Genomic DNA, 23095 nt, shown 5'->3' on the forward strand with positions numbered 1-23095 from the left:
CGGTCCATGCGCGCCGCCCTCCTCATCGCCGCCCTCGCCTGCGCCCCACTGGCGTGCGCGAGCGCGTATGCGGAGACTGGCAAGGAAAGCCGCTATGGTCCCGCCCCCGAGCGCGCGCCCACGCCGGTGAACGGCCGGGCGCCCGGCTACACCGGCTCGACCTATGGCGGCCGCGCCCTGGGCTGGAGCGGCAAGCGCGAGATCGTCGCCCCTCAGGCTCAGACCGCCGCCCAGGTTCAGCCCTGGTGGGCTCGCCAGGCGCCTCAAGCGCCGCAGGCTCAGCGTCCGCCGACGGCGCGCGCCGCCTATCAGCCGCCCCAGGCTCCGCAAGCCCCCGGCGCCGCCCTGCCGCAGAACATCTATGACGCGCCCGCGCCCCGCGCCGCGCCGGTTCCGGTCGCCTATGCAGCGCCGACCGCGCCTGGCCAGACTCAACCCGCGCCGCAATTTCGCGACGGCCAGATCGGCGCCCGCACCTATTCCGTCGGCCGCCAGTTCGGCATGGCCCCCGACCCCATCCCCGCCGCCGGTCCGCCGCGCATGGTCCTGATCACCGCTCCGCCGGCGCTAGACGAGGACAAGCCACGCGAAGACGGCGCCGGCGATTGGTCGGCCAAGCCCGAGAAGGACAACAGCCAGTAATGCAGTCGTCCCGCCTCCACGACCTGATCACGCTCGCCAACGAGCCCTCGAGCGTCAAGCGCAGGGAGCTGCTGCGCGGCGTCACGGACATGTTCTTCGCCGGCGAGGGCCACAACGCCGTCGAGATGAGCCTGTTCGACGACGTCATGAGCCAGCTGGCCGGCGAGATGGAAGAGGCGGTCAAGGTCGAGCTGGCTCAGCGTCTCGGCGAAGCTCCGGCCCCGCCGCGCGGCCTGTCGCGCGCCCTGGCCTCGGATTCGATCGCCGTCGCCGCTCCGATCCTGCGCAACTCCAGCGCCCTGACCGACGAGGACCTGCTGCACGTGGCCCGCACCCAGGGTCAGGACCACCTGCGGGCCATCTCGCAGCGTCCCAGCGTGTCCAGCGTGGTGTCGGACGCCATCGTCGCGCGCGGCGATGACGACACCCTGGGCGTCCTGCTGCGCAATGAGGGCGCGGTGCTGTCGCGCGAGGCGCACGAGACCGTCGTCGACCGCGCCGCCGCCAACCCGTCGCTGCACGAAGCGGTCATCGACCGCAACAGCCTGCCGGTCGACCTGCTGAACGAGATGTACTTCATGGTCGAGGCGCGCCTGCGCGACCGGATCATGGAAAAGAACGCCGGCGTCGATCCCGCCATGCTGGAAGCCGCCCTGACGGCTGGCCGCAAGCGCGTCGCGGTCGAGGACGGCGCCCTGCCGGCCGACTTCGCCGAGGCCGAGAAGGAATTCCGCACCCTGCGGGCCAAGGCGCAGATTTCGCCGCAGATCCTGGCCAACATGCTGCGGGCCAAGCGCACGACCCTGTTCCTGGTGGCCTTGGCGGACATGGCCGACGTCGACTTCCACACCGCCCGCAAGATCCTGGAGCGGCGCGAGATGGACGCCCTGTCGGTGATCTGCAAGGCGGCAGACTTCGACCGCTCGCTGTTCCTGACCTTCGCCCTGCTGATCCTCGAGCCGACCGACGACGTGATGCTGAAGGCCAAGTCGTACGGCGAGCTCTATGCCGCCCTGCCCCGCGAGTCGGCCCTGCGCACGATCCGCTTCTGGCGCCTGCGCCGCACCACGGGCGACGTGGCCGCGGCTTAGGGCGGCCGCCCACACGACTCCGCCTAGAGCATTAAGGCGAAAACCGGCCGCTCGCGCGCCTTGCGTGCGCCATGTCCGACGGCCAAGGTGCCGCCCTCTTCTTCTCCTGCCCTGGATTCTCGATGATCAGCGCTTCGCGCTTGGCGCTCGTCGCCGCCGCCGGCCTCTCGCTCGCCGCCTGCTCGCATCTTCCCAAGCCTTCCATCCCGTTCATGAACAAGGACGGAGCCGACAAGCCGGCCGCCGCCGCGTCCGCGCCCAGGATCGCCGAGGCTCCGCCGCTGACCGGCCCCAAGATCAGCGACCTGAAGCCGGGCCAGTGGGCCCAGGCCCTGTCCGACGTCGCGCCCGATCCGTCCTGGCGCTTCGGCGCGCTGCCGAACGGCATGCGCTACGCCATCCGCAAGAACGCCACTCCGCCGGGCCAGGCCTCGGTGCGCCTGTGGTTCGACGCCGGCTCGATGATGGAGGCCGACGACCAGCAGGGCCTGGCCCACTTCCTGGAGCACATGGCGTTCAACGGTTCGAAGAACGTGCCCGAGGGCGACATGGTCAAGATCCTGGAGCGCCATGGCCTGGCCTTCGGCGCCGACACCAACGCCCAGACCAGCTTCGACGAGACCGCCTATCAGCTGGACCTGCCCAAGGCCGATGACGAAACGGTCGACACCTCGCTGATGCTGCTGCGCGAGGCCGCCGGCGAGCTGACCATCGCCCCCGACGCGGTCGATCGGGAGCGGGGCGTGGTGCTGTCGGAACAGCGCAATCGCAATACGCCCGGCTATCGCGTCGCCATCGCCACCCTGTCGGCGCAGATGGAAGGCCAGCTGCCGCCCAAGCGGATCCCGATCGGCAAGACCGAGATCCTGAAGACCGCTCCGGCCCAGCGCATCCGCGACTTCTACGAGGCCTATTATCGTCCAGAGCGGGCTGTGCTGGTGGCGGTCGGCGACTTCGACGTCGACGCCATGGAAGCCAAGATCAAGGCCAAGTTCGGCGACTGGGTCGGCAAGGGACAGCCCGGCAAGAACCCCGACATCGGCGCGGTGGCCAAGCGCGGCCCGACCGCCAAGCTGATCGTCGAGACCGGCGCGCCCTGGTCGGTGCAGATGACCTGGATGCGCAAGCCCGACGGCCTGATCGAAACCAAGGCGCTCGACGAGCGCGACATGATCGAGAACCTGGCCTTCGCGGTGATCAATCGCCGCCTGCAGGCCATCGGCCGCTCGGCCGAGCCGCCGTTCATCGCCGGCGGCGCCTTCAAGGGCGACCAGTACGGCGCGGTGCGGGTGACGACCCTTGGCGCCACCGCCCAGCCCAATCGTTGGCGCGAGGCGATGAGCGCGCTCGACGCCGAGCAGCGTCGCGCCGTGCAGTACGGCGTACGCCAGGACGAGCTGGACCGCGAGATCGCCACCTTGCGCGCCAGCCTGGTCGCCGCCGCGGCCGGCGAGGCCACCCAGCGCACGCCCGCCCTGGCCAACCAGCTGCTCAACACTCTGGGCGACGCCGAGGTCATCACCTCTCCCAGCCAGAACCTGGCCTTCTTCGACGAACTGGTGAAGGGCCTGACCGCCGAGCGGGTCAATGCCGTGCTGAAGAGCGCCTTCGTCGGCTCGGGTCCGCTGATCGTCATCGCCGCGCCCGGCAATATCGACGGCGGCGAACCGGCGATCCTCAAGGCCTATGACGAGCTGAAGAGCCAGCCGGTCACCCCGCCGGCCGCGCCCGGCGTGAGCCTCTGGCCCTATTCCAGCTTCGGCCCCAGCGGCAAGGTCGTCGAACAGAGGGACGTCACCGATCTGGACGCCGTCTTCGTGCGCTTCGAGAACGGCGTGCGCCTGACGGTGAAGCCGACCAAGTTCCGCGACGACCAGATCGTGGTGAAGGTCCGCGCCGGCCATGGCCTGCTGGACATGCCGTCCGACGCCCAGAGCCCGCTCTGGTCGGCCAGCGCCTTCATCGAGGGCGGCCTCAAGCAGATCAGCGCCTCGGACATGGAACGCGTGCTGACCGGCAAGATCTGGAACGCCTCGCTGGGCGTCGAGGACGACGCCTTCTCGCTGAGCGGCCGCACGCGGCCAGAGGACCTGGCGACCGAGCTGCAGGTGCTGGCGGCCTACGCCGCCGAGCCCGGCTGGCGCCCTGAAGCCTTCAACCGCGTCAAGACCGCCTACGGCACGATCCACGATCAGCTGGAAAGCACCACGGGCGGCGTCCTCAGCCGCGACCTGGGCGGGCTGATGCACGGCGGCGACAAGCGCTGGACCTTCCCCTCCCGCGAACAGATCGCCAGCGCGTCGCTGGAGCAACTGAAGGCCACCGTCGCCAACCCGTTGGCCCAGGGCGACCTGGAGATCGTCATCGTCGGCGACACCACGGTCGACAAGGCCATCACCGCCGTCGCCGACACCTTCGGCGCCCTGCCCAAGCGTCCGGGCGAGCCGCCGCTGGCCGGGGCGGACAAGGCGCCCTTCCCCGCGCCGTCGGCCGAGCCGGTGATCCGCACCCACAAGGGCCGTCCCGACCAGGCGGCCCTGTTCATGGTCTGGCGTACGGACGACCTGTTCTCGAACCTGCAGCGCTCACGCGACGTCTCGATCCTTAGCCAGGTCATGCAGCTGCGGCTGATCGACGAACTGCGCGAGAAACAGGGCGCGACCTACTCGCCCAACGCCTCGGCCACGGCCAATGTCACCTTCAAGAACTGGGGCTATCTGGCCGTCAGCCTGGAGGTTCCGCCCGAGAAGTTGGACAGCGTGGTGGCCTCGATCCGCAAGATCGCGGCCGACCTGCGCGACAAGCCGGTCAGCCCCGACGAACTGGAGCGGGCCAAGAAGCCGCGTATCGACCAGATCGAGAAGGCTCGCGTGACCAACGAGTACTGGGTCGGCGCGCTCTCGGGCGCTCAGGAAGACCCGCGCCTGCTGGACGCCACCCGCTCGGTGCTGGCGGGCCTGTCCCACGTCACCCCGGCCGACGTGCAGAAGGCCGCCAGGACCTATCTCGGCGACGACCAGTCGTGGCTGCTGCTGGTCAAGCCGGAAGCCGGCGCCGCGGCGAAGTAGCATCCAACAAAAAGGCCCTCCCGAGCGGGAGGGCCTTTTCCGTTCTGACTCGCGAGCGGCCTAGTAAACCACCCCGCCAACCCCGCCATCCAGGCTGAAGCTGGTCGTCAGGGTCTGGCGCTCCTGCACCGTTTCCTCGCGGTAGGCGGTGTAGGTCTCGGTGGTGATGATCGTCAGGATCTTCACCCCGGCGCCGAAGCGGCGCAGCAGCGAGCGTTCGTTGCAGTCGCGGGCCGGCGCCTGCGGGCGGCACGAGATGCTGGCCTGCCCCTGGGCCGCGCCCGGGACGTGATACAGCGCCTCGTTCTTCTGACAGATGAAGGTCTGGCCGGCGCCGCCGGTCGAGATGTCGATCTGGCCCGTGTAGTCGGCGATCACGTACTGCATGCGCGAGCCGGCGATGCAGCGATAGAGCTCGCCATTGTAGCTGTCGTCGATATCGCGATCAGGGGTGACCTGTGAGGCCGGGTGCGGGATGTCGCGGTCGTCCAGGCAGACGGCGCGGATGATCACGCGGCGCGTCCGGGTGCGGGTGGCTTCATAGGCCTGGCGACGGCGGGCTTCGCCCCCCTCAACGTTCAGGCCCTGGATGTAGCCGCTGGCCATCGGGCCGGAATAGTAACCGCCGTGACCGCCGCCGCCATAATAGTTCACCGTGCCCGCGGCCGAGCCGGCCAGGGAGCCGGCGCCGGCCCCCGAGCTGGCGCCCGATTGGCCACCGCCGAGGCGCTGGAATTGGCGTTCACGATCACCGTCGCGCCGATGTTCACATTGACGCCGGGAATGTTGACGTGGTGACCACCACCACCACCGCCGCCGCAGCACCCGGTCGGCGGCGCGGGCGGCTTGGGCGGAGCCGGCGGCGGAGAGCAGCAGGTCGGCGGCGGCGGACAGCCCGTGGTGCACGCCATCGCGATGCCGCCGATCGTCACGCCGCCAAGCAGCACGCTCAGGCCGATCAGCAGTCCGCGCAGGTTCAGTTTCGGCGCCTTCATCGGGCGGTTCCCTTCACATCGGGTCGTTCCGCTTTTGGTTAAGCAAGAATCGGGCCGGACCCGCCGCTCCGCCTGGATTGCGCCAGAATGGGACGGTCGAGCCCTTGGCCCGGTTCTCCCAGCAAGCCTCGTGCGGCCGAAAACAGCCGTGAGTGACCCGCCAGGGGACGACGATGTTCCATCCAAGCACGGAACGGTTGATAGACTATTGGCGCGACAAGAAGGGTGAGGCCGCCCTGCCCCGCCGCGCCGACATCAATCCGGGCGAATTCCTGGAGCTTCTGCCGCAGGTGTTCGTGCTGGGTCGCGACGGCGGCAAGCTGCCGTTCCGCCTGGCCGGCGGCTTCGTCACCGAGCTCCACGCCCGCGACCTGCGCGGCCAGGACGCCCTGTCGCTATGGGCTCTCGCCCACAGACTGGAACTGAAGAGCGCCCTGGACGTCGCGCGCAAGCGCCGCACGCCGGTGGTGGTCACCGCCGATATCCGCGCCCATGGCGTGCCGAGCGTGGGCATGGAGGTGCTGTTCGCGCCGCTTCAGGGCGCTTCGGGCGAAACCGACCGGTTCCTGGGCCTCTACCAGCCGATCGCCATGATGGCCCGCTTGATGGGCCGCTCCGCCCATGAGCTCGGCATTCGCGAGATCAAGCCGCTGGGCGACGGCAACGCGGACATGCCGCGTCTGCGGCTGGCGACGCTGGACGGGCGGCGGATCGCCTAACCCCCAAGGCTAGAGACGGCCCGCTTCATCCAGCCTCCGCCACACCTCGCCCGGCAATTCCAGCCGGGCGGCCGCCATCAGTTCGTCCAGCTGCGCGACCGAGGTCGCGCTGGCGATCGGCGCGGTGATCACCGGATGGGCCATGATCCAGGCCAGGGCGATCTGGGCCTGGGAGGCGCCCACCTCGGCCGCCGCGTCATCCAGCGCCGCCAGCACCGCCCGCCCCTTGTCGTTCCAGTAGTCGCGGAGGATCGTCCGCCCCCGCGCCTTGCCTTCGAAGTCGGCCTCGGCGCGGGTACTTGCCACTGAGAAAACCGGCGCCGAGGCCGTAGTACGGGATGACGCCCACGCCCTCCGCCTGGGTCAGCTCGGCCATCGCGCCCTCGACCTGTTCGCGGTCGACCAGGTTGAATTTTGGCTGAAGGGTCTCGTAGCGCGCCAGGCCCTTGGCCTTGGAGATCTCGAGACTGCCCCGCAGGCGCTCGACCGAGAAGTTGGAGGCGCCGACCGCCCGAACCTTGCCCGCCTTCACCAGGCGATCGAAGGCCTCCAGCGTCTCATCGATCGCCGTGCCGGCGTCGTCCTGATGGGACTGGTAGAGGTCGATATAGTCGGTCCGCAGCCGCTTGAGCGAACCTTCGACCGCCGCCGCGATATTGGCGGCCGACAGACCCGGCTGCTTCGGCCACATGGCCACCTTGGTCAGGATCAGCACCTTGTCGCGCTTGCCGCTCGCCTGCAGCCAGCGACCGATCACGCTCTCGGACTCGCCGCCCTCGTGGCCCGGGACCCAGGCCGATTAGACATCGGCCGTGTCGACGGCGTTGAAGCCGCCGTCGGCGAAGGCGTCCAGCAGCCGGTGCGAGGTCGCCTCGTCCGCCGTCCAGCCGAACACGTTGCCGCCGAACACCAGCGGCGCGGTCGAAAGGCCGGAGCGGCCGAGCGGACGGTGGCGCATGGGATTTCCTCTACTCGGCGGCCACGGCGCGGCCGTCCTCGAACACCGGAACGTCCAGCGGCGCGAGCAAGGTCCTGCCCCGCAGCAGGTCGGCCGCCCGCTCGGCGATCATGATGGTCGGGGCGTTGGTGTTGCCGCCGACCAGGGTCGGCATGACCGAGGCGTCGATGACCCGCAGGCCTTGCAGGCCCTGCACGCGCAGCTGGTCGTCGACCACCGCCAGAGGATCGCCGGCGACGCCCATGCGGCAGGTGCCGACCGGGTGGTAGATCGTCTCGGCCTTGGCGCGGATCCAGGCGTCGAGGTCGGCGTCGCTGCGGACATCCGCGCCCGGCGCGTACTCGGCGTCACGATAGGGATCGAAGGCGGCCTGGGCCACCGTCTCGCGGGCGATGCGTACGCCCTCGCGGATGGCCCGACGGTCTTCGTCCGTGGCCAGATAGTTGGCCAGGATGGTTGGATCGTCGAACGGATCGGCCGAGCGCAGCCCGATCTTGCCGCGGCTCTCGGGGCGCAGCTGGCAGACGTGCAGGGTGAAGCCGTCCTTCTCGACCACGACCTTGCCGTGATCCTGCATGATCGCCAGCACGCCGTGGATCTGCAGGTCGGGGCGGTCGAGGTCGGGTCGCGACTTCAGGAACGCGCCGCTCTCGAGAAACTGCTGCCGCCCGAGACCCTTGCCGAAGAACATGTAGCCGAGGCCGACGCCCAGCTTGTTCAGGCCCTTGTTGGCCGAATAGGCGGTCTTGAGGTTCTTGGCCGTCCACGAGACGCAGACGTCCAGGTGGTCCTGCAGGTTGCCGCCGACGCCCTTGGATTCATGGACCACGGCGATTCCGTGCGCCTTCAGGTCGTCCGGCGCGCCGATGCCCGACAGCTGCAGGATGTGCGGCGACTGCACCGCGCCGGCGCTGAGCAGAACCTCGGCGTCGGCATGGGCGGTCTTCTTCTCGGCGGCCTTGCCGACCACATAGTCGACTCCGACCGCGCGGCCCTTCTCGACGATGATCCGGGTCGTGCGGGCCTCGGTCACGACGGTCAGGTTCGGACGCGCCAGGGCCTGGTTCAGATAGGCCATGGCCGCGCTCCAGCGCTGGCCGTCGCGGATGGTCAGGTCGTAGGGCCCGAAGCCCTCCTGCTGGAAGCCGTTGAAGTCCTTGGTGGTCTTGTGGCCCGCCTGCCGGCCGGCCTCGATCAGGGTCGAATAGAAGGGGCTGTCGCTCTCGCCCTTCGAGACATGCAGCGGCCCCTTGTCGCCGTGATAGGCGTCGCCGCCGGCGTGGTGGGTCTCAGAGCGCTTGAAGTAAGGCAGCACCTCTTCATACGACCAGCCCGACAGGCCCATCTGCCGCCACTGGTCGTAGTCGCGCGCATGGCCGCGGATATAGATCATGCCGTTGATGGCCGAGCTGCCGCCCAGGCCCTTGCCGCGCGGCCACCAGAGTTTGCGATTGTCCAGATGGGGCTCGGCCTCGGTCCAGAAGCCCCAGTTCTGCTCACCCTTGGCCTTGATCAGCTCGCCCACGCCGGCCGGCATCTTGACCAGAAGCGAGGTGTTTTTGCCGCCGGCCTCCAGCAGCAGGACCTTGACGCCGGGGTCCTCGGTCAGACGCGCCGCGAGCACGCAGCCGGCCGAGCCGGCGCCGATGATGACGTAATCATAGCGTTCGCTGGCCATGCCCCGACGCCCTCCCTGGAAGGTTATCATTGTTAAGCCAGAGAGTGATCCGGGATCGATCACAGCGCAAGGTTCCCTCACGTCGTGAAGGGAAAACGCGAGTTATACGTTCCCCCTCAACCCGAACCGCGCTACATACTACCTGAAGTCGAAACGGAGGCGGGCTCGCCCGCGCCGTCTCGCCACGCGGATGGACTTCGCGCGGCGGGCCCTCCTCGCGCTCACCCGCGCGAGGAGGGGGGAGCGCCGCATCGCATCCCCCAAGCAGCATGCGGCGCTCCCTGACCTCTCCAGGCTACTCGGCCACCACCTTCAGATCGCGGACATAGCGCTTCCAGTTCTCGACATAGTGGAGGGCCGAGCCCTGCAGGATCATGGTATGGTGTTCGCTGACCTCGCGCACCACCTTGCCCGGCGCCCCCATGACCATCGAGTTGTCCGGGATCTCCTTGCCCTCGGTGATCAGGGCGCCGGCGCCGATCAGGCAGTTCTTCCCGATCCTGGCCCCGTTCAGCACCACCGCCCCGATCCCGATCAGCGAGCCGTCGCCGATCGTGCAGCCGTGCAGCATCACCATGTGACCGATGGTCACGTTGGCGCCGATGGTCAGAGGAACGCCAGCATCCGTGTGAAGAACAGAGCCGTCCTGGACATTGCTGTTCTCGCCGATCGTGATGGGATCGTTGTCCCCGCGCACCACCGAGCCCCACCAGATACTGGCGTTCTTCTTGAGAATCACATTGCCCATCACGCTGGCCGTTGGGGCGATCCAGTATTCGCCTTGCGGGGGAAGCGTCGGCGTCGTGGCGCCCAGGGAATAGACAGTCATCCGTATGCCTCGTTTTCTTGCGCGCCATTTTCCGGTTAACCCCCCGGAAACCATAATGCGGCATTGTAGTTGGGCGATTCGAGAGGGAACATTCCTCCAGCGGGGATGATTCTTATCTCGTACGGGTCGGGGGCGACCACCGCCATCGGCCCACCCGCTGACGAAGAAGGTGTCGCATTTGGCGTTCCGGCGTACAGCACCGCCTATCGGAAGCCCCTCCGGGCCGCCTCGCCGCGCACGCGACTTCGTCTCCATCATCCAGCTCACCGACAAGGACGACGCCTTTTGGCCTCGTCCTTTTTTATTGCCCTCATGGAGGCTTTGATGACCAAGCGAGCCCTGAAGCGGATGGCGCGCGAAGGCGCGTATGAGACCGGCCAATATGGTGATGACGCCAAGGTGCGCCGCCTGCCGGTGGATGTTCGCGACCGGGGGAACAGCTGGAATCCCTTGGGGCATGATGGCGCGCCAAACAATCCGGAGCGCGATCAGAGCTACTTGAAAACCATAAAACCAAAATCACCAGGCCAGGCGCAGTTGATGGAAGCCATCGACGAGAAGAATCTGGTCATGGCCCTGGGTCCGGCCGGCACCGGCAAGACCTACATCGCCATCTCCAAGGCCGTGGAGGCCCTGGAAGCGGGCCGCGTCGGCCGCATCGTGCTGTCGCGCCCCGCCGTCGAGGCCGGGGAGTCGATCGGCTACCTGCCGGGCGACATGGAGGACAAGCTGGCCCCCTATCTGCGCCCGCTCTACGACGCCCTGACCGACCGCCTGTCGGTCAAGCGCATGCGGGCTCTGATGGCCGAGGGCGCGATCGAGATCGCCCCGGTCGGCTTCATGCGCGGCCGCACTCTGAACAACGCCTTCGTGGTCATCGACGAGGCCCAGAACTGCACCTACATGCAGCTGAAGATGCTGCTGACGCGGCTGGGCTGGAGCTCGACCATGGTCGTCACCGGCGACCCGAACCAGTCGGACCTGCTGCCCGGCATCTCGGGCCTGGCCGATGTCGCCGCGCGGTTCGAGGCGGTCGACAACATCGCCGTCGTCCGTCTGGCCGACCGCGACATCGTCCGTCATCCGCTGGTCGCGGAGATGCTGGGCGTCCTCTAGCGCTTCGTTAGAACAACCATCCCCTGGGGCCCTCGTTTCGATCCGAAACGGGGGCCTTTGGGCCTTCATGGCCCCAAATCCGAGCTTGAGTTGCGGGCGGTCGGACGTGCAAGGTCCGCCGTCTTAACTTTTCCGGACTCGTTCATGGCCGACCCCGTAGCGCCGCGCACAGAATTGACCCTGCGAGGGGTCCTCCTCGGCGTCCTGATCACCCTCGTCTTCACCGCCGCCCAGGTCTATCTGGGCCTAAAGGTCGGCCTGACCTTCGCCACCTCGATCCCCGCCGCCGTCATCTCGATGGCCCTGCTGCGGGCGTTCAAGACGGCGACCATCCAGGAAAACAACATCGTCCAGACGATCGCCTCGGCGGCGGGCACGCTGTCGTCGGTGATCTTCGTGCTGCCGGGCCTGCTGATGATCGGCTGGTGGGCGCATGTTCCGTTCCTGCCCACCTTCGGCGCCTGCGCCGTCGGCGGCATCCTGGGCGTGATGTACACCATCCCCCTGCGCCGGGCCCTGGTCACCAACTCCAACCTCCCCTACCCCGAAGGCGTCGCCGCCGCCGAGGTGCTGAAGGTCGGCACTGGCTCCCGCGAGGGCGCGGCCGAGGGCAAGGCGGGCCTGGTCGCCGTCGCCCTGGGCACTCTGGCCTCGGCCGCCTTCGGCGCCCTGGCCGCCGCCAAGATCTTCGCCGCCGAAGTGGCCGGCTACTTCAAGGCCGGGGCCGGCGCGACGGGCCTGGGCGCCTCCAGCTCGCTGGCCCTGATGGGCGCGGGCCACCTGATGGGCATCACGGTCGGCATCGCCATGTTCGCGGGCCTGGCCATCGCCTGGGGCGTGCTCGTCCCGATCATGACCACGCTCCACCAGATCCCCGGCGCTGACGCGGCCACCCACGCCTTGACCGTCTGGAAGACCGAGGTGCGCTTCATGGGCGCCGGCGTCATCGGCGCGGCGGCCATCTGGACCCTCGGCAAGCTGGCCGCCCCGATCTGGAGCGGTCTGGTCTCGTCGCTGGACGCCGGCAAGGCCCGCAAGGCCGGCGGCGTCATTCCCCGCATCGAGCAGGACATCCCGATCACCATCGTCGGCCTGATCTCGTTGCTGTTGCTGGCCCCGGCCGGCTGGTTCCTGGCCCACTTCCTGGTCGGCGGCCCGATCGCCCACCTGACGGTCCCCCTGGTCGCCATCGGCATCGGCTATGTGCTGATCGCCGGCCTGCTGGCCGCCGCCGTCTGCGGCTACATGGCCGGCCTGATCGGCTCGTCCAACAGCCCCGTCTCGGGCATCGCCATCCTGACGGTGCTGGGCGCCTCGCTGATGGTCGGCGCGGTCGGCCGCGGCGTCATCGGCCCTGACGTCACCAAGGCCCTGGTCGCCTTCGCCCTCTATGTCACCACCGTCGTCCTCGCCGTGGCCGTGGTCGCCAACGACAACCTGCAGGACCTGAAGACCGGCCAACTGGTCGACGCCACCCCGTGGAAGCAGCAGGTCGGCCTGATCATCGGCGTCATCTCCGGCGCGGTGGTCATCCCGTTCGTACTGGAGCTGCTGAACCTGTCGAACGGCTTCGCCGGCGCCCCGAACCTGAACGCCATCGCCAATGACCCGCTGGCCGCGCCCCAGGCCACCCTGATCTCGACCCTGGCCAAGGGCGTGCTGGGCGGCGACCTGAACTGGAGCCTGCTGGGCGTCGGCGCCCTTATCGGCCTGGCCCTGGTCGCCGTCGACGAGACGCTGCGCAAGACCTCGGCCGGCCGCTACAGCCTGCCGGCCCTGGGCGTGGGCCTGGCCATCTATCTGCCCAGCACGGTCACCGCCCCCGTCGTCGTCGGCGCCGTGGTCGGCTGGATCTACGACAAGCTGGTCGACAAAGACCGCACCGGCGAGGCCGCCAAGCGCCTGGGCGTGCTGGTCGCCTCGGGCTTCATCGTCGGCGAGAGCCTGTTCAATGTCGCCCTGGCCGGCCTGATCGTCGGGACCGGCAAGGGCGAGCCTCTCGCCCTGCCGTTCGCGCCGTCCGAGCACGTCGGCATGATCCTGTCCCTGATCGCCGCGGCGGTCGTGGTGTTCGGGCTCTATAACTGGGCGCGCGGCGCGGCCAGGAAGACGGCCGAGGCGTAAGGCCCATGGCGTTGAGGGTCTGGGGCCGCCGCTCCTCCTTCAATGTCCAGAAGGTGTTGTGGCTGGTGGGGGAGCTTGGTCTTCCCCACCAGCACCTCCCCGCCGGCGGCGACCACGGCGGACTCCACGACCCCGACTTTCTGGCCATGAACCCGCATGGACGGGTCCCGGCATCGACGACGACGGCGTGGTCGTCTTGGAGTCCCACGCCATTCTGCGCTATCTCGCCGCGCGATACGGCGGCTCGGCCTGGTGGTCGCAAGCGCCCGCCGAGCGCGCCGAGGCCGATGGCTGGATGGATTGGGCCCAGACCGCCTTGCAGCGTGATTTCCTGACCGGCGTGTTCTGGGGCTGGTACCGGACGCCGGAAGCCCAGCGGGACGAACTGGCGATCCTGACCGCCCTCGCCGCCTGTGCTCGGCATTTCAAACTGCTCGACAAGGTGCTGGCCGACCGACCGTTCCTGGGTGGCGCGGCGCCGAGCCTGGCGGATATCCCGGCCGGAACACACCTCTACCGCTACTACGAACTTGAGATCGAACGGCCGAAGACGCCGAACGTCGAGGCCTGGTACGCGCAACTTCGCGAGCGGCCAGCCTATCGCCAGCACGTCATGATACCGTTCGACGAAATGAAGGGCCGGCTGGCCTACTGAGCGTTGCCTAATCCGCCGCCAGGATCGTGAACATCACCTCGGCCCGCCCCCGATAGCCCAGCGACTCATAGAGCCCGATAGCCGTGGCGTTGTCGGCGTAGCTGTGCAGGAAGACCTTCTCCCCCGTCGCCAGGATCGTGGCCGTCACCTCGCGCAGCAGGCGCGCGGCGTAGCCCTTGCCGCGATGGTCGGGATGGACGCAGACGCCGCTGGCCTCGGTATAGCCGTCGGGCCGCATCCGCTGGCCGGCCATGGCGACCAGCTGCCCGTCGACCCGCACCCCGATGAAGTCGCCCAGCTGATGGGTGCGCGAGAAGAACGGGCCGGGCTTGGTCAGGGTGGCCAGGGCCAGCATCTCGGCGGCGTCGGCGTCGCCCAGCGGCAGCATGTCGAAGTCCACATCCCATGCCGGCGCGACGCGCTCGGCGACCATCTGCAGGCACGGCGCGCTGGAGACGATCCGTGTCCCGGGCGGCGGCGATGGCGTGGTCGGTTCAACGAGGCCGACGGTCCCCATCTCGCGGACGAGCGCGCCCAGGTCGGCCAGACCTTCGGGGCTGTCGTCCAGCGTCCCGGCGAACAGGCCGAAGTCGGGATGCATCCGGATCGCGCCGCCGCGCTGGACGGCCAGATGCTTCTGGCGGCCGGTCAGGGTGGAGACGACGGGGCGATCCAGGACATGGGCGAGGACGTTGGCGGTCATGCGTCCATTCAAGCGCGACAACAGGACGATCCGCCGCGCGGCCCCAAGCCAGCTCTGGCCAGAGGCGCGCGGCGACCAGAGAGGCTTAGTCCAGGTCTTCGGCCAGGATGGCCATTTCGAACATGAACGAGCCGTCCTCGTCCTCGTCCTGGAAGAGCACGCCGATGAACTCGCCAGCGACTTCGACCTCGGCCGAGTCCTTCTGCTTGGGGCGCGGCTTCACGGCGATGTGCGGGTTGCCGAAGGTGCGCTTCAGGTGCTTTTCGAGCTTGGCGATGTCGTTGGCGTCCACGGGGGGCCTCTTGTTCTAGCTGTGCGCCCGGGAGCGCGTTGTCGGGGCGAAACTAGCGTCCGGGGCGTGGGGCGCAAGCGCTTCCGGCGGATGAGGTGTGGACGCTCCTTCGGACAGCAGCCAGTCGCGAAAAAGGACGGCCTCGTCGGTGGCTCCATCGGGCGGCGTGACGGCCACGATCTTGGCCCGGCCGGACGTGAAGCCGAGCGGCGCCACGAGGCGTCCGCTGGCCAGGTCGCGCTGCACGAAGGCCCATGGTCCGATGGCCACGCCCATGCCGGCGGCGGCGGCTTCCAGCATGTAGAAATAGTGATCGAACTCCTGCTCGCTGACGGGCGGCGGCAGGTCGGCGACCTCGAAATTGCGCGCCCAGTCCGACCAGCTTTCCGGGAAGGTGCGGGTCAATAGGCGCGGCAGGGCGCAGACCTGCTCCAGAGTCATCGGCGTTTTGGCCAGTTCCGGCGCCATCACTGGCCCATGGAAGTGCTCCATGAACGGCGTCACCACCGCGTCGTAGGTCACCACCGTGTCGGGCGAGCGCATGCGAATGGCCAGATCGACGCCATCGCCCTTGAAGTCGAACGGCCCGTTGGACTCCGCGACTCGGACCGGGATGTCCGGATGCGCCGCCTGGAAGCCGGGCAGCCGCGGGATCAGCCACTTCATGGCGAAGGTGGGCAGGCAGGAGACCACCAGGGGCTTGGGTCCCACCGGCTCCGGACGCGGCACGGCGGCCTCGATCTGGTCGAAGGCTGGGGAAAGGGCCTGGGCCAGCCTTAGCCCGGCCTGGGTCATGCGCAGGCGGGTGCGCGGGCCTTCGGTCAGGGCGACGCCCAGATGCTCTTCCAACTGGCGGATCTGGCGGCTGACCGCGCCGTGAGTCACGCACAGCTCATCGGCGGCCAGGGTCATGCGCCCATGGCGGCCGAACGCCTCGAAGGCGCGCAGGGCGTTGAGCGAGGGCAGCTGTCGGCGGGCCATGTGATTAAACCTCACAGAAGGCCGACCGATAAGTCGTTATCCCAGGCGGCGCAACCGATGGATAGTCGCGCGCATGCCCGCCGCAGCTCCGCAACGCATCACCCTGCCCCAGGTTTTGGCCCTGATGGCGATCTGGACCGCCGTGATCTATGGCGTCACAGCCAAGCGACCGCCGGTAGTCGATCAAATCTCACTGAAGAAGCCCGCCCTCGTCGCCTGCGCCAAGCAAGGCTGATCAACAAGAAACCATGTCCCAGATAGGGGTTGGGCCCCGGCGCGTTACGCTGCCAGGGCCCAGGTCCGCCCACTAGGTCGGGGGGGCGTAGAGGGGCGGACGTGAAATAAACGCCAGTCCCTGAACGTGGTTCCGCCCGCTAATTCGCCGGCGCGAGTTTTATTTCGTAGAGCTTGGGCCACAGCTTGCCGGTGACGAACAATCGGTCGCCGACGGCGTCATAGGCTATGCCGTTCAGCACGTCGTCCTGGGTCCCGGTGACGCCGGCGTCCTTCAGCAGGCCCGCCAGCTCGATCCAGCCGACGACATTGCCGGTCTTGATGTCGATGCGGGCGATGCGCGTGGTCTGCCAGACATTGGCCAGCAGCTCGCCCTTCACCCATTCCAGTTCATTGAGGTTGCGCACCGGCACGCCGTGGTCGGTGACCTCGATACGCCCCGTTTCCTTCAAGGTTTCAGGGTCCAGGAAGCGGATGAACGAGGTGCCGTCGCTCATCATGATCCGCTTGTCGTCGCGGGTCAGGGCCCAGCCCTCGCCCGGATAGCTGAACTCGCCGATCCGCTCGAAGCTGTCGATGTCGTAGATGATCCCGATCTCGTCGGTCCAGGTCAGCGCGTAGAGCCTGTTCTTCCAGTCGACGACGCCCTCGCCGAAATAGCGGCTGTCGACGATGCGCTCCTGCTCGGAGACGCCGGTCTCAAGATTCCACTTGCGGATGAACGAGCGGCCCTTCAGGCCCGTGCTCTCGAAGATGAAGCCGTCGCGATAGAACAGGCCCTCGGTGAAGGCGGCGGTGTCGTGCGGATAGGCCTTCACGACGGTGTAGCCGCCGACCGGCGCGGTCGCGGCCAGGGCGCTGGTCACGAGCACGGACGACAGGATCAGCCCAACCAGGCCGCGAAGCAAAGCGCCCATGGGCATCCGCGCGATCAGATGTCGGAGCCGCTATAGACGGCCTCGGCCAGGGTGTGGTCCATGGTTCGGGCAGGCTCCTCGCAGGTCGGGCAGTTGACCAGGCGCGCGGGCACGCCGGCCGCCGTGCAGTGAGCGGGCACGGCCCGCAGCACCACCGAACCCGAGGCGATCTTGGCGTAGTCGCCGACGGTGATGTTGCCCAGCACCTTGGCCCCCGCGCCCAGCAGGACGCCGTTGCCGATCTTGGGGTGGCGGTCGCCGCGTTCGGCCCCGGTGCCGCCCAGGGTCACGCCGTGCAGCATCGAGACATCATCGCCCACCACGGCGGTCTCGCCGATGACGATGCCCGTGCCGTGGTCGATGAACACGCCCTTGCCGATCCTGGCGGCGGGATTGATGTCGACCTGGAAGACTTCGCTGGACCGGCTCTGCAGATAGAAGGCCAGGGTCTCGCGACCCTCGGTCCACAGCCAGTGCGACACGCGGTGGGTCTGCAGGGCCAGGAAGCCCTTGAAAAACAGGAACGGCTGGACATAGCCCTTGCAGGCGGGATCGCGCTCGAACACCGCCTTCAGGTCGGCCTCCGCCGCCTCGACGATCGAAGGGTCGCTCTTGAACGCGTCGGCGGCGAACTCGCGCGCCGTCATCGCCCGCATCTCCTGGTCGCCCAGCTTGCGCGCCAGCTGAAAGGTCAGGGCGTCGGCCAGATTGTCATGGCTCAGGATCACCGCGTTCAGCAGCGAGGCCAGGGCCGGCTCGGCCTTGGCGGCATGTTCGGCCTGGTTGCGCAGGGCGATCCAGACGGGGGTTTCCGTCTCCGCCGTCACGACTTCCAGAGGCTTGGCCATCGGGCTCTCCCTTCCCAGCAGGCTATACTCATAGAGCATTTTTTTGAAAAATGCTCGAACCAGCCGATGAAAGCCGGCTACGCCAAGATGAGAGCCGCCAACTCGGCCGGCAGTTCCCCTCGGACGGCCATATGGTGCGTCCGCAGCAGTAACGCCACCGTAATTGCGTCGGGCATGTGGCCGGCGGTCGCCGCGTCCAGCGCTTCCTGGAACGGCACGCGGGCGACAGCCAGGTCCTCGGTCTCGTCCGGCGCGGTTTCCGTAGGGGTCAGATCCATGGCCAGAAAGCCGTAGGCGATCTCGTCGGTGACCGAGTTGGAAAGCTCCATCCGCAGGATCTGGCGCCAGTCGGCGGCCTGGAGACCCACCTCCTCGGCCAGTTCGCGCTTGGCGCCGTCCAGCGGATCCTCGTCCAGCGGCGCGCCGCCCTCGGGAAGCTCCCAACTGTAGTTGGCCAGCGAGAAGCGGTTCTGGCCGACCAGAGTCACCGTGCCGTCCGCGTGCAGCGGCACGACGCCGATCGCCTGGTTCTTGAAACCCACCTTGCCGTACAGCGCCGGCCGGCCCGTCGGGGCTATGGCCTGATACTCGGTCAGGGTGATCCACGGGTTGTCGTACACGACTTGACGGGACGAGACGCCCCAGGGCTTTCCGTGCGGCTTCAGCCAGGCGGGCTTTTCGGACATGGCGGCTCACGCGACTTGTGGCGGCCGCGCCGCGGCCATAGGTGTGCGGCTTATATCGTTTCGGAGAAACCGTCTTGGCCGCTTCAGTTCCCCCCGCGCCGCAATTCGCCGAAACGCTGCCGATCGAGGCGTCGCCCGAAGTCGTCGCCTTCCTGGCCAGGCGCCGCTCGGCCTCGGCCATGAGTCTTGCCGCCCCGGGACCGGACGACGCCCAGCTGGCCGATCTGCTGCGCGTCGCCGCGCGGGTGCCCGACCACGGCAAGCTGGCCCCCTGGCGGTTCGTGATCCTGAAGGGCGCGGCGAAGGACGCCTTCGCCGAACGGATCACCCAGCTGGCCGACAGCCAGGCCAATCCGGTCAAGGCCAACGCCGCCCTGCGCAAGCTGACCCGTCCGCCGGTCGCGGTGGCCGTCATCTCGCGCTTCATCCCGGGTGAGATCCCCGAGTGGGAGCAGCGCCAGAGCGCCTCGGCGGTTTGCCATCAATTGCTGCTGGCCGCCGCCGCGCTGGGCTGGGGCGCCAACTGGATCACCGATTGGTACAGCTACGACCCGCGCGCCACGGCGATCCTAGGTTTGGCCGAGGGCGAGCAGGTCGCCGGCTACCTCTATCTCGGCACGTCGACCGAGCAGCCGCAGGAGCGCGTGCGCCCCGACGTGGCGGCGATCACGACGGAGTGGAGCCCTAGTTAGGCTCGCCGCGTTCCTTCAGCACAACGAGGACACCCCATGGCCAAGCGTAAAGACCCCTGGACGAGCCTGGCCTTAGATTCCTGGTCTTTGGGGCTGGAAGCCTCGACCGTGATCGGCCTGCGCATGATGAAGCTCGCCGCCGGCGGGGCGGCGGCCCAGGCCGAGGCCCAGCTGATGGTCGGCGAGAAGCTCGCCACCAGCATGACCTTGCCGATGCTGGCCATGACCGGTCAGTTGGGCGCGTCCGGGCCCGCCATCGCGGCGGGTTCGCTGGCGCATCTGCGCAAGAAGGTGCGCGCCAACCGGCGGCGGCTGGCGAAGGGCTAGGCCTCGACCGCCAGACCCAGCCGGGCCTGGACCGCCTTCACATAGGTCGGCCCCACCGGCACGGCGACGCCGTCCCGCAGCACCAGCGCGATCAGGCCCTTGCCCAGGCGGTTGACCGCCTCGACCCGGTCCGGGCTGACGAAGGCCGAGCGGTGGACGCGGATCATCTTGGCGGGGTCCAGCCCCTGCTCCAGGGCGCTCATGGTGATGCGGTGGATGTGGCTGCGGGTGGCGGTGTGCAGCAGCACATAGTCCTTGGCCGCCTCGATCCAGTCGATCTCGCCGACCGCCACGCGGACATGGCCGTTGCGAGTGGCCACCCAGATGCCGTCGAGGTCGGTCTCCCGAGCCGGCGCGGTCGCCGCCTCGGCCCGTTCGTAGACCTTCTGCAAGGTGCGGCGGCGGCGAGCCCGCTCGACAGCCTGGCGCAGGCGGTCGAAGCGCACGGGCTTGAGCAGATAGTCGGCGGCCTCCACCGCGAAGGCGTCGGCGGCATAGACCTCGAAAGCGGTGACGAAGACGATCTCGGGCCTGTGCTCGGCCGGCAGTTCGGACGCCAGGGCCAGGCCGCTCAGCTGGGGCATCTGGATGTCGAGCATCACGAGATCGGGCGACAGGTCGGCGATGGCTTGCGCCGCCTCGCGACCATTGCGGGCCACGCCGACCAGTTCGACATCGGGGATCTGATCGAACAGGGCCGTCAGCCGCTCCAGGGCGGCGGGCTCGTCGTCGACCAGCAGGGCCTTCAGCCGCATCAGGCCGCCCTCGCCTGGGTTTCCAGCGCCAGCGGGATGCGGATCAGCACCAGGAACCCGCGCTCTCGCGGAGCCGCCTGCAAGACGCCGCGCGCGCCGTACAGCACCTCCAGCCGCTGGCGGACATTGGTCAGGCCCACGCCCATGCCGCCCGTCGCTTGGGCTCCAGCAGGATTTGGCGCCTCGCCGTCGTCCTCGACGATCACCACCAGATCATCGCCGTCGCGGGAGGCTTCGAGGCGGATGGTCACGGGCCGGCTGGTGGGGGCGACGCCATGCTTGACCGCGTTCTCGATGAGCGGCTGCAGCACGAAGCTGGGGATCAGCGCGCCGAGCAGCTCGTTCGGGCACGAGAACGCCACGCCCAGCCGGTCGCGGAAACGGACGCTCTCGATCTCCAGATAGGCCTGCAGGTCGCCAGCTCGTCCTCGAGCGGGATGATCGCCTGGGGATCGGCCGCCAAGGTCAGGCGCAGGAACTCGGCCAGGCGGGCCAGCATCGACTCGGCCTCGTCGTTGCGGCCGGTGATCACCGAGGCCGAAACGGCGTTCAGGGTGTTGAACAGGAAGTGCGGATTGAGCTGGTAGCGCAGGGCGGCCAGCCGCGCGGCGCTGGCCTGGGCCTCGGCGGCCAGGGCCTGGGCGCGGGCGTCGGCCAGCTGCCGCTCCCGCTCGTGGGTGACGCGCAGGGCGATCATCATCAGGTACAGCGCGCCCAGCAAGGCGAACATCCAGGCAGCCATCAGGAACTGACCGGCCGCGCGGGCCGCGATGGCCCGCCCCGTCGGATGGGCGCCATCCAGCATGGCGCGCACGGGACCGCCGACGACCATGTCGAACACGGCGATGACCGCGGCGAGGCAGAGCACGGTCGGGACCAGGGCGGCGAACCGGATCGCCCCGTCCTCGCGCGTCGTCAGTCCCGCGCGCCGATAGACCAGGATCGACAGCAGCAGCCCCAGGGCTGCGAACAGGACATAGCTGGCTGTCACCCCGGCCAATGGCGGCTTGCCCGCGGCCAGGGGCGGCAAACCGAACAGCAGCATGTCCAGCCCCCAGACGCCCAGGGTCAGGATCGCGGCCTGCCGCGACAGAGGGGAAGATCTCGAGCCGGCGTCCGGAGCGGTCATGCCTTCCAGTGTAGCCGAAGGTGGCGAAAGCACAGCCCGCGTCCGGCGCGCCGGCGTCCGCTTTCGTCGCTCCGCCGCCCGCTCACGCGGCCCGGTCGCACGAGACCCGACAGCGCTTCTCCGCTGGGCGATGAAGGCGCGACCGCCTCGGCCAGGCGCCCCTGGCCAAATCCCTCAGACAGGTGAACCCCGTCCGGGGCGGTTGCTCCAAAAACCCCTGTCGCCGCGCCTCAGAGGCGCGGCGACGCCTTTTCAGCCTCGGCCGCGATACGGGGCCACGCCCTGGTCAGGGACCCACAGGCCTTCCGGCGCCGGGCCCGTCTGCCAGAAGACGTCGATCGGGATGCCGCCGCGCGGGTACCAGTAGCCGCCGATGCGCAGCCAGCGTGGCTGGGCGACCTCGACGATCTTGCGGGCGACCTTGACAGTGCAGTCCTCGTGGAACGAGCCGTGATTGCGGAAGCTGGTCAGATAGAGCTTCAGCGACTTGCTCTCGATCAGCCAATCGCCCGGCGCGTAGTCGATCACCAGGTGGGCGAAGTCCGGCTGGCCGGTGACCGGGCAGAGCGAGGTGAATTCCGGCGCGACGAAGCGGGCCAGGTACAACACGTCGTGCTGCGGATTGGGCACGCGCTCGAGGGTGGCGGCTTCGGGGCTCTCGGGCGCGTCGACGACGCGGCCCAGCTGGGTGACGTTGAGATCGGTCATCGGCGCGATTTAGGCTCCCGCGCCCCGCGAGACAAGCCATGCGCCTGCCGCTACAAGGTCGCAAACACTTGTTTGGGAGAGAACCATGTCGGGACGGGACTTCGACGGCTTCACGGTGGTGATCACGGGGGCCTCCACGGGCCTGGGCCGCGCGATCGCGGTGGAGGTCGCCCGGCGCGGCGCGGGTCTGGTGGTGGTCAACTACGCCCGCAGCGCCGACGAGGCGGCCGAGACCGCCCGCCTGGTCGAGGCCGAGGGCTCGAAAGCGGTCCTGGTCCAAGGCGACGTCGCCAGCGACGAAGACTGCAAGAAGATCGTCGCGGCCGCCGCGCCGACCGGCCGCATCGACGCCCTGTTCAACAACGCCGGCGTGACCAAGTTCGCGCCCAACCACGCCGACCTCGACGCGGTGAACGCCGAGGACTTCCTGAAGCTCTACGCGGTCAATGTGGTCGGCGCCTTCCAGATGGTCCGCGCCGCCCGCGCGCTGCTGGAGGCCGCGCCGTCGCCGGGCGCCGTGGTCAACACCAGCTCCATCGCGGCGGCCCAGGGGATCGGCTCGTCGGTGCCCTATGCCGCCTCCAAGGGGGCCATGACCACCATGACTCTGTCGCTGGCGCGGTCGCTCGGCCCCCGCATCCGCGTCAACGCGATCTGCCCCGGTTTCATCGACACGCCCTGGTTCAAGGATGTGTCCGACGAGTCGATGGAACGCTTGAGGGCGGGCGCCGCCGCGGCGACGCCGTTGAAGGTCGCCTCGACGGCCGAGGACATCGCCGGCGCCGCAGTGTTCCTGGCCTCGCCAGCATCCCGCCACGTTACGGGCGAGACACTTCTTGTCGATGCGGGCCTGCACCTGGGCGGAGCAAGTCTTTCAATGCGGTAAAGCCACAGGCCAAGCGCTATCGTCTTTTTAAGCACCTGTGACTTGTCTGCGTCCATTCTGAA

The 23095-nt window shown here is 68.7% G+C and carries 20 protein-coding genes and 5 pseudogenes; 11 read left to right on the top strand and 14 right to left on the bottom strand.

Annotation, left to right across the window (positions count from 1 at the left end; genetic code table 11):
* Positions 1-6: 6 nt before the first annotated feature.
* The 3 genes from ACHMW8_RS00255 (at position 7) to ACHMW8_RS00265 (ending at position 4801) form a co-directional block, all read left to right on the top strand.
* A complete protein-coding gene (locus tag ACHMW8_RS00255; protein WP_125155789.1) occupies positions 7-642 on the top strand; it encodes a hypothetical protein in 636 nt (211 codons plus the stop codon).
* Positions 642-1733 (top strand): DUF2336 domain-containing protein, encoded by a 1092-nt coding sequence (locus tag ACHMW8_RS00260; protein WP_125155788.1) that lies wholly within the window; start codon positions 642-644, stop codon positions 1731-1733. The genes ACHMW8_RS00255 and ACHMW8_RS00260 overlap by 1 nt, the downstream gene beginning before the upstream one ends.
* Before the next feature lie 122 nt (positions 1734-1855).
* Positions 1856-4801, top strand: coding sequence for a M16 family metallopeptidase (locus ACHMW8_RS00265; RefSeq protein ID WP_395444465.1), 2946 nt, complete (start codon positions 1856-1858; stop codon positions 4799-4801).
* Between the two features lie 60 nt (positions 4802-4861).
* Here the strand turns inward: ACHMW8_RS00265 and ACHMW8_RS00270 are convergent.
* Positions 4862-5796: pseudogene (locus ACHMW8_RS00270) on the bottom strand (hypothetical protein).
* 173 nt (positions 5797-5969) lie between these two features.
* On the opposite strand from ACHMW8_RS00270, the gene ACHMW8_RS00275 reads away from it, so the two are divergent.
* Complete coding sequence (locus ACHMW8_RS00275; protein ID WP_395444466.1) at positions 5970-6515, top strand: PAS domain-containing protein; 546 nt, start codon at positions 5970-5972, stop codon at positions 6513-6515.
* A gap of 9 nt (positions 6516-6524) precedes the next feature.
* Here ACHMW8_RS00275 and ACHMW8_RS00280 read toward each other — a convergent pair.
* From ACHMW8_RS00280 to ACHMW8_RS00290, 3 genes and pseudogenes are all read right to left on the bottom strand, one after another.
* A pseudogene (locus tag ACHMW8_RS00280) lies at positions 6525-7473 on the bottom strand (aldo/keto reductase).
* Between the two features lie 10 nt (positions 7474-7483).
* A complete protein-coding gene (locus tag ACHMW8_RS00285) occupies positions 7484-9151 on the bottom strand; it encodes a choline dehydrogenase (RefSeq protein WP_395444467.1) in 1668 nt (555 codons plus the stop codon).
* 295 nt (positions 9152-9446) lie between these two features.
* Entirely contained in the window at positions 9447-9980 is a 534-nt protein-coding gene (locus tag ACHMW8_RS00290) for a gamma carbonic anhydrase family protein (protein WP_125155782.1), read from the bottom strand.
* A 312-nt stretch (positions 9981-10292) separates the two neighbouring features.
* Here ACHMW8_RS00290 and ACHMW8_RS00295 point away from each other — a divergent pair, with 312 nt between their 5' ends.
* The 3 genes and pseudogenes from ACHMW8_RS00295 (at position 10293) to ACHMW8_RS00305 (ending at position 13875) form a co-directional block, all read left to right on the top strand.
* A complete protein-coding gene (locus ACHMW8_RS00295; protein ID WP_125155781.1) occupies positions 10293-11096 on the top strand; it encodes a PhoH family protein in 804 nt (267 codons plus the stop codon).
* A gap of 144 nt (positions 11097-11240) precedes the next feature.
* Positions 11241-13220, top strand: a complete 1980-nt coding sequence (locus ACHMW8_RS00300; RefSeq protein WP_395444468.1) for an OPT family oligopeptide transporter — start codon at positions 11241-11243, stop codon at positions 13218-13220.
* Positions 13221-13225: 5 nt separating this feature from the next.
* Positions 13226-13875, top strand: a pseudogene (locus tag ACHMW8_RS00305) (glutathione S-transferase family protein).
* 7 nt (positions 13876-13882) lie between these two features.
* Here ACHMW8_RS00305 and ACHMW8_RS00310 read toward each other — a convergent pair.
* The 3 genes from ACHMW8_RS00310 to ACHMW8_RS00320 form a co-directional block, all read right to left on the bottom strand.
* On the bottom strand, positions 13883-14578 hold the full coding sequence (locus tag ACHMW8_RS00310) for a GNAT family N-acetyltransferase (RefSeq protein WP_395444469.1): 696 nt from the start codon (positions 14576-14578) through the stop codon (positions 13883-13885).
* 85 nt (positions 14579-14663) lie between these two features.
* Positions 14664-14870 (bottom strand): DUF3126 family protein, encoded by a 207-nt coding sequence (locus ACHMW8_RS00315; RefSeq protein ID WP_099576144.1) that lies wholly within the window; start codon positions 14868-14870, stop codon positions 14664-14666.
* A gap of 15 nt (positions 14871-14885) precedes the next feature.
* A complete protein-coding gene (locus tag ACHMW8_RS00320; RefSeq protein WP_395444470.1) occupies positions 14886-15851 on the bottom strand; it encodes a LysR substrate-binding domain-containing protein in 966 nt (321 codons plus the stop codon).
* Between the two features lie 73 nt (positions 15852-15924).
* Between ACHMW8_RS00320 and ACHMW8_RS00325 the strand changes: the two genes are divergently transcribed.
* A complete protein-coding gene (locus ACHMW8_RS00325; protein ID WP_395444471.1) occupies positions 15925-16086 on the top strand; it encodes a hypothetical protein in 162 nt (53 codons plus the stop codon).
* A 139-nt stretch (positions 16087-16225) separates the two neighbouring features.
* Here ACHMW8_RS00325 and ACHMW8_RS00330 read toward each other — a convergent pair whose 3' ends face one another.
* From ACHMW8_RS00330 to ACHMW8_RS00340, 3 genes and pseudogenes are all read right to left on the bottom strand, one after another.
* Complete coding sequence (locus ACHMW8_RS00330; protein ID WP_395444472.1) at positions 16226-17002, bottom strand: glutaminyl-peptide cyclotransferase; 777 nt, start codon at positions 17000-17002, stop codon at positions 16226-16228.
* Positions 17003-17016: 14 nt separating this feature from the next.
* Complete coding sequence (gene cysE / locus ACHMW8_RS00335) at positions 17017-17850, bottom strand: serine O-acetyltransferase (protein WP_395444473.1); 834 nt, start codon at positions 17848-17850, stop codon at positions 17017-17019.
* A gap of 77 nt (positions 17851-17927) precedes the next feature.
* A pseudogene (locus ACHMW8_RS00340) lies at positions 17928-18660 on the bottom strand (NUDIX domain-containing protein).
* Here ACHMW8_RS00340 and ACHMW8_RS00345 point away from each other — a divergent pair.
* Both ACHMW8_RS00345 and ACHMW8_RS00350 read left to right on the top strand, forming a co-directional pair.
* Positions 18611-19228 (top strand): nitroreductase, encoded by a 618-nt coding sequence (locus ACHMW8_RS00345; protein WP_395444474.1) that lies wholly within the window; start codon positions 18611-18613, stop codon positions 19226-19228. The pseudogene ACHMW8_RS00340 and the gene ACHMW8_RS00345 sit on opposite strands and share 50 nt — an antisense overlap.
* Positions 19229-19264: 36 nt before the next feature.
* Positions 19265-19555, top strand: coding sequence for a hypothetical protein (locus tag ACHMW8_RS00350; protein WP_395444475.1), 291 nt, complete (start codon positions 19265-19267; stop codon positions 19553-19555).
* Here the strand turns inward: ACHMW8_RS00350 and ACHMW8_RS00355 are convergent.
* The 4 genes from ACHMW8_RS00355 to queF form a co-directional block, all read right to left on the bottom strand.
* Positions 19552-20310 carry a LytR/AlgR family response regulator transcription factor gene (locus tag ACHMW8_RS00355; RefSeq protein WP_395444476.1) on the bottom strand — a complete coding sequence of 253 codons (759 nt, stop codon included), beginning with the start codon at positions 20308-20310 and terminating at the stop codon, positions 19552-19554. The two genes, ACHMW8_RS00350 and ACHMW8_RS00355, sit on opposite strands and share 4 nt — an antisense overlap.
* The gene (locus ACHMW8_RS00360) at positions 20310-20672 is read right to left on the bottom strand and encodes a sensor histidine kinase (RefSeq protein ID WP_395444477.1); all 363 of its coding nucleotides are present in this window, start codon (positions 20670-20672) and stop codon (positions 20310-20312) included. Before ACHMW8_RS00360 ends, ACHMW8_RS00355 begins: the two co-directional genes overlap by 1 nt.
* Complete coding sequence (locus tag ACHMW8_RS00365) at positions 20633-21439, bottom strand: histidine kinase (protein ID WP_395444478.1); 807 nt, start codon at positions 21437-21439, stop codon at positions 20633-20635. Before ACHMW8_RS00365 ends, ACHMW8_RS00360 begins: the two co-directional genes overlap by 40 nt.
* 252 nt (positions 21440-21691) lie before the next feature.
* Positions 21692-22147: a preQ(1) synthase gene (gene queF, locus ACHMW8_RS00370; RefSeq protein ID WP_125155770.1), complete on the bottom strand. Its 456-nt coding sequence runs from the start codon at positions 22145-22147 to the stop codon at positions 21692-21694.
* 68 nt (positions 22148-22215) lie between these two features.
* Between queF and ACHMW8_RS00375 the strand changes: the two are divergent.
* Positions 22216-23033: pseudogene (locus ACHMW8_RS00375) on the top strand (SDR family NAD(P)-dependent oxidoreductase).
* The last annotated feature ends 62 nt before the right edge of the window (positions 23034-23095 follow it).

Origin of the sequence: Caulobacter sp. UC70_42, from assembly GCF_044056025.1 — a bacterium.
Lineage (GTDB): Bacteria > Pseudomonadota > Alphaproteobacteria > Caulobacterales > Caulobacteraceae > Caulobacter.

Excerpts from the sequence above, each read along its gene's own strand:
- queF (WP_125155770.1), bottom strand. The coding sequence starts at position 22,147 with ATGACCGATCTCAACGTCACCCAGCTGGGCCGCGTCGTCGACGCGCCC.
- ACHMW8_RS00265 (WP_395444465.1), top strand. The coding sequence starts at position 1,856 with ATGATCAGCGCTTCGCGCTTGGCGCTCGTCGCCGCCGCCGGCCTCTCG.
- ACHMW8_RS00255 (WP_125155789.1), top strand. The coding sequence starts at position 7 with ATGCGCGCCGCCCTCCTCATCGCCGCCCTCGCCTGCGCCCCACTGGCG.
- ACHMW8_RS00300 (WP_395444468.1), top strand. The coding sequence starts at position 11,241 with ATGGCCGACCCCGTAGCGCCGCGCACAGAATTGACCCTGCGAGGGGTC.
- ACHMW8_RS00325 (WP_395444471.1), top strand. The coding sequence starts at position 15,925 with ATGCCCGCCGCAGCTCCGCAACGCATCACCCTGCCCCAGGTTTTGGCC.
- ACHMW8_RS00350 (WP_395444475.1), top strand. The coding sequence starts at position 19,265 with ATGGCCAAGCGTAAAGACCCCTGGACGAGCCTGGCCTTAGATTCCTGG.
- ACHMW8_RS00320 (WP_395444470.1), bottom strand. The coding sequence starts at position 15,851 with ATGGCCCGCCGACAGCTGCCCTCGCTCAACGCCCTGCGCGCCTTCGAG.
- ACHMW8_RS00275 (WP_395444466.1), top strand. The coding sequence starts at position 5,970 with ATGTTCCATCCAAGCACGGAACGGTTGATAGACTATTGGCGCGACAAG.
- cysE (WP_395444473.1), bottom strand. The coding sequence starts at position 17,850 with ATGGCCAAGCCTCTGGAAGTCGTGACGGCGGAGACGGAAACCCCCGTC.
- ACHMW8_RS00290 (WP_125155782.1), bottom strand. The coding sequence starts at position 9,980 with ATGACTGTCTATTCCCTGGGCGCCACGACGCCGACGCTTCCCCCGCAA.
- ACHMW8_RS00260 (WP_125155788.1), top strand. The coding sequence starts at position 642 with ATGCAGTCGTCCCGCCTCCACGACCTGATCACGCTCGCCAACGAGCCC.
- ACHMW8_RS00355 (WP_395444476.1), bottom strand. The coding sequence starts at position 20,310 with ATGCGGCTGAAGGCCCTGCTGGTCGACGACGAGCCCGCCGCCCTGGAG.
- ACHMW8_RS00365 (WP_395444478.1), bottom strand. The coding sequence starts at position 21,439 with ATGACCGCTCCGGACGCCGGCTCGAGATCTTCCCCTCTGTCGCGGCAG.
- ACHMW8_RS00310 (WP_395444469.1), bottom strand. The coding sequence starts at position 14,578 with ATGACCGCCAACGTCCTCGCCCATGTCCTGGATCGCCCCGTCGTCTCC.
- ACHMW8_RS00295 (WP_125155781.1), top strand. The coding sequence starts at position 10,293 with ATGGAGGCTTTGATGACCAAGCGAGCCCTGAAGCGGATGGCGCGCGAA.
- ACHMW8_RS00330 (WP_395444472.1), bottom strand. The coding sequence starts at position 17,002 with ATGGGCGCTTTGCTTCGCGGCCTGGTTGGGCTGATCCTGTCGTCCGTG.
- ACHMW8_RS00285 (WP_395444467.1), bottom strand. The coding sequence starts at position 9,151 with ATGGCCAGCGAACGCTATGATTACGTCATCATCGGCGCCGGCTCGGCC.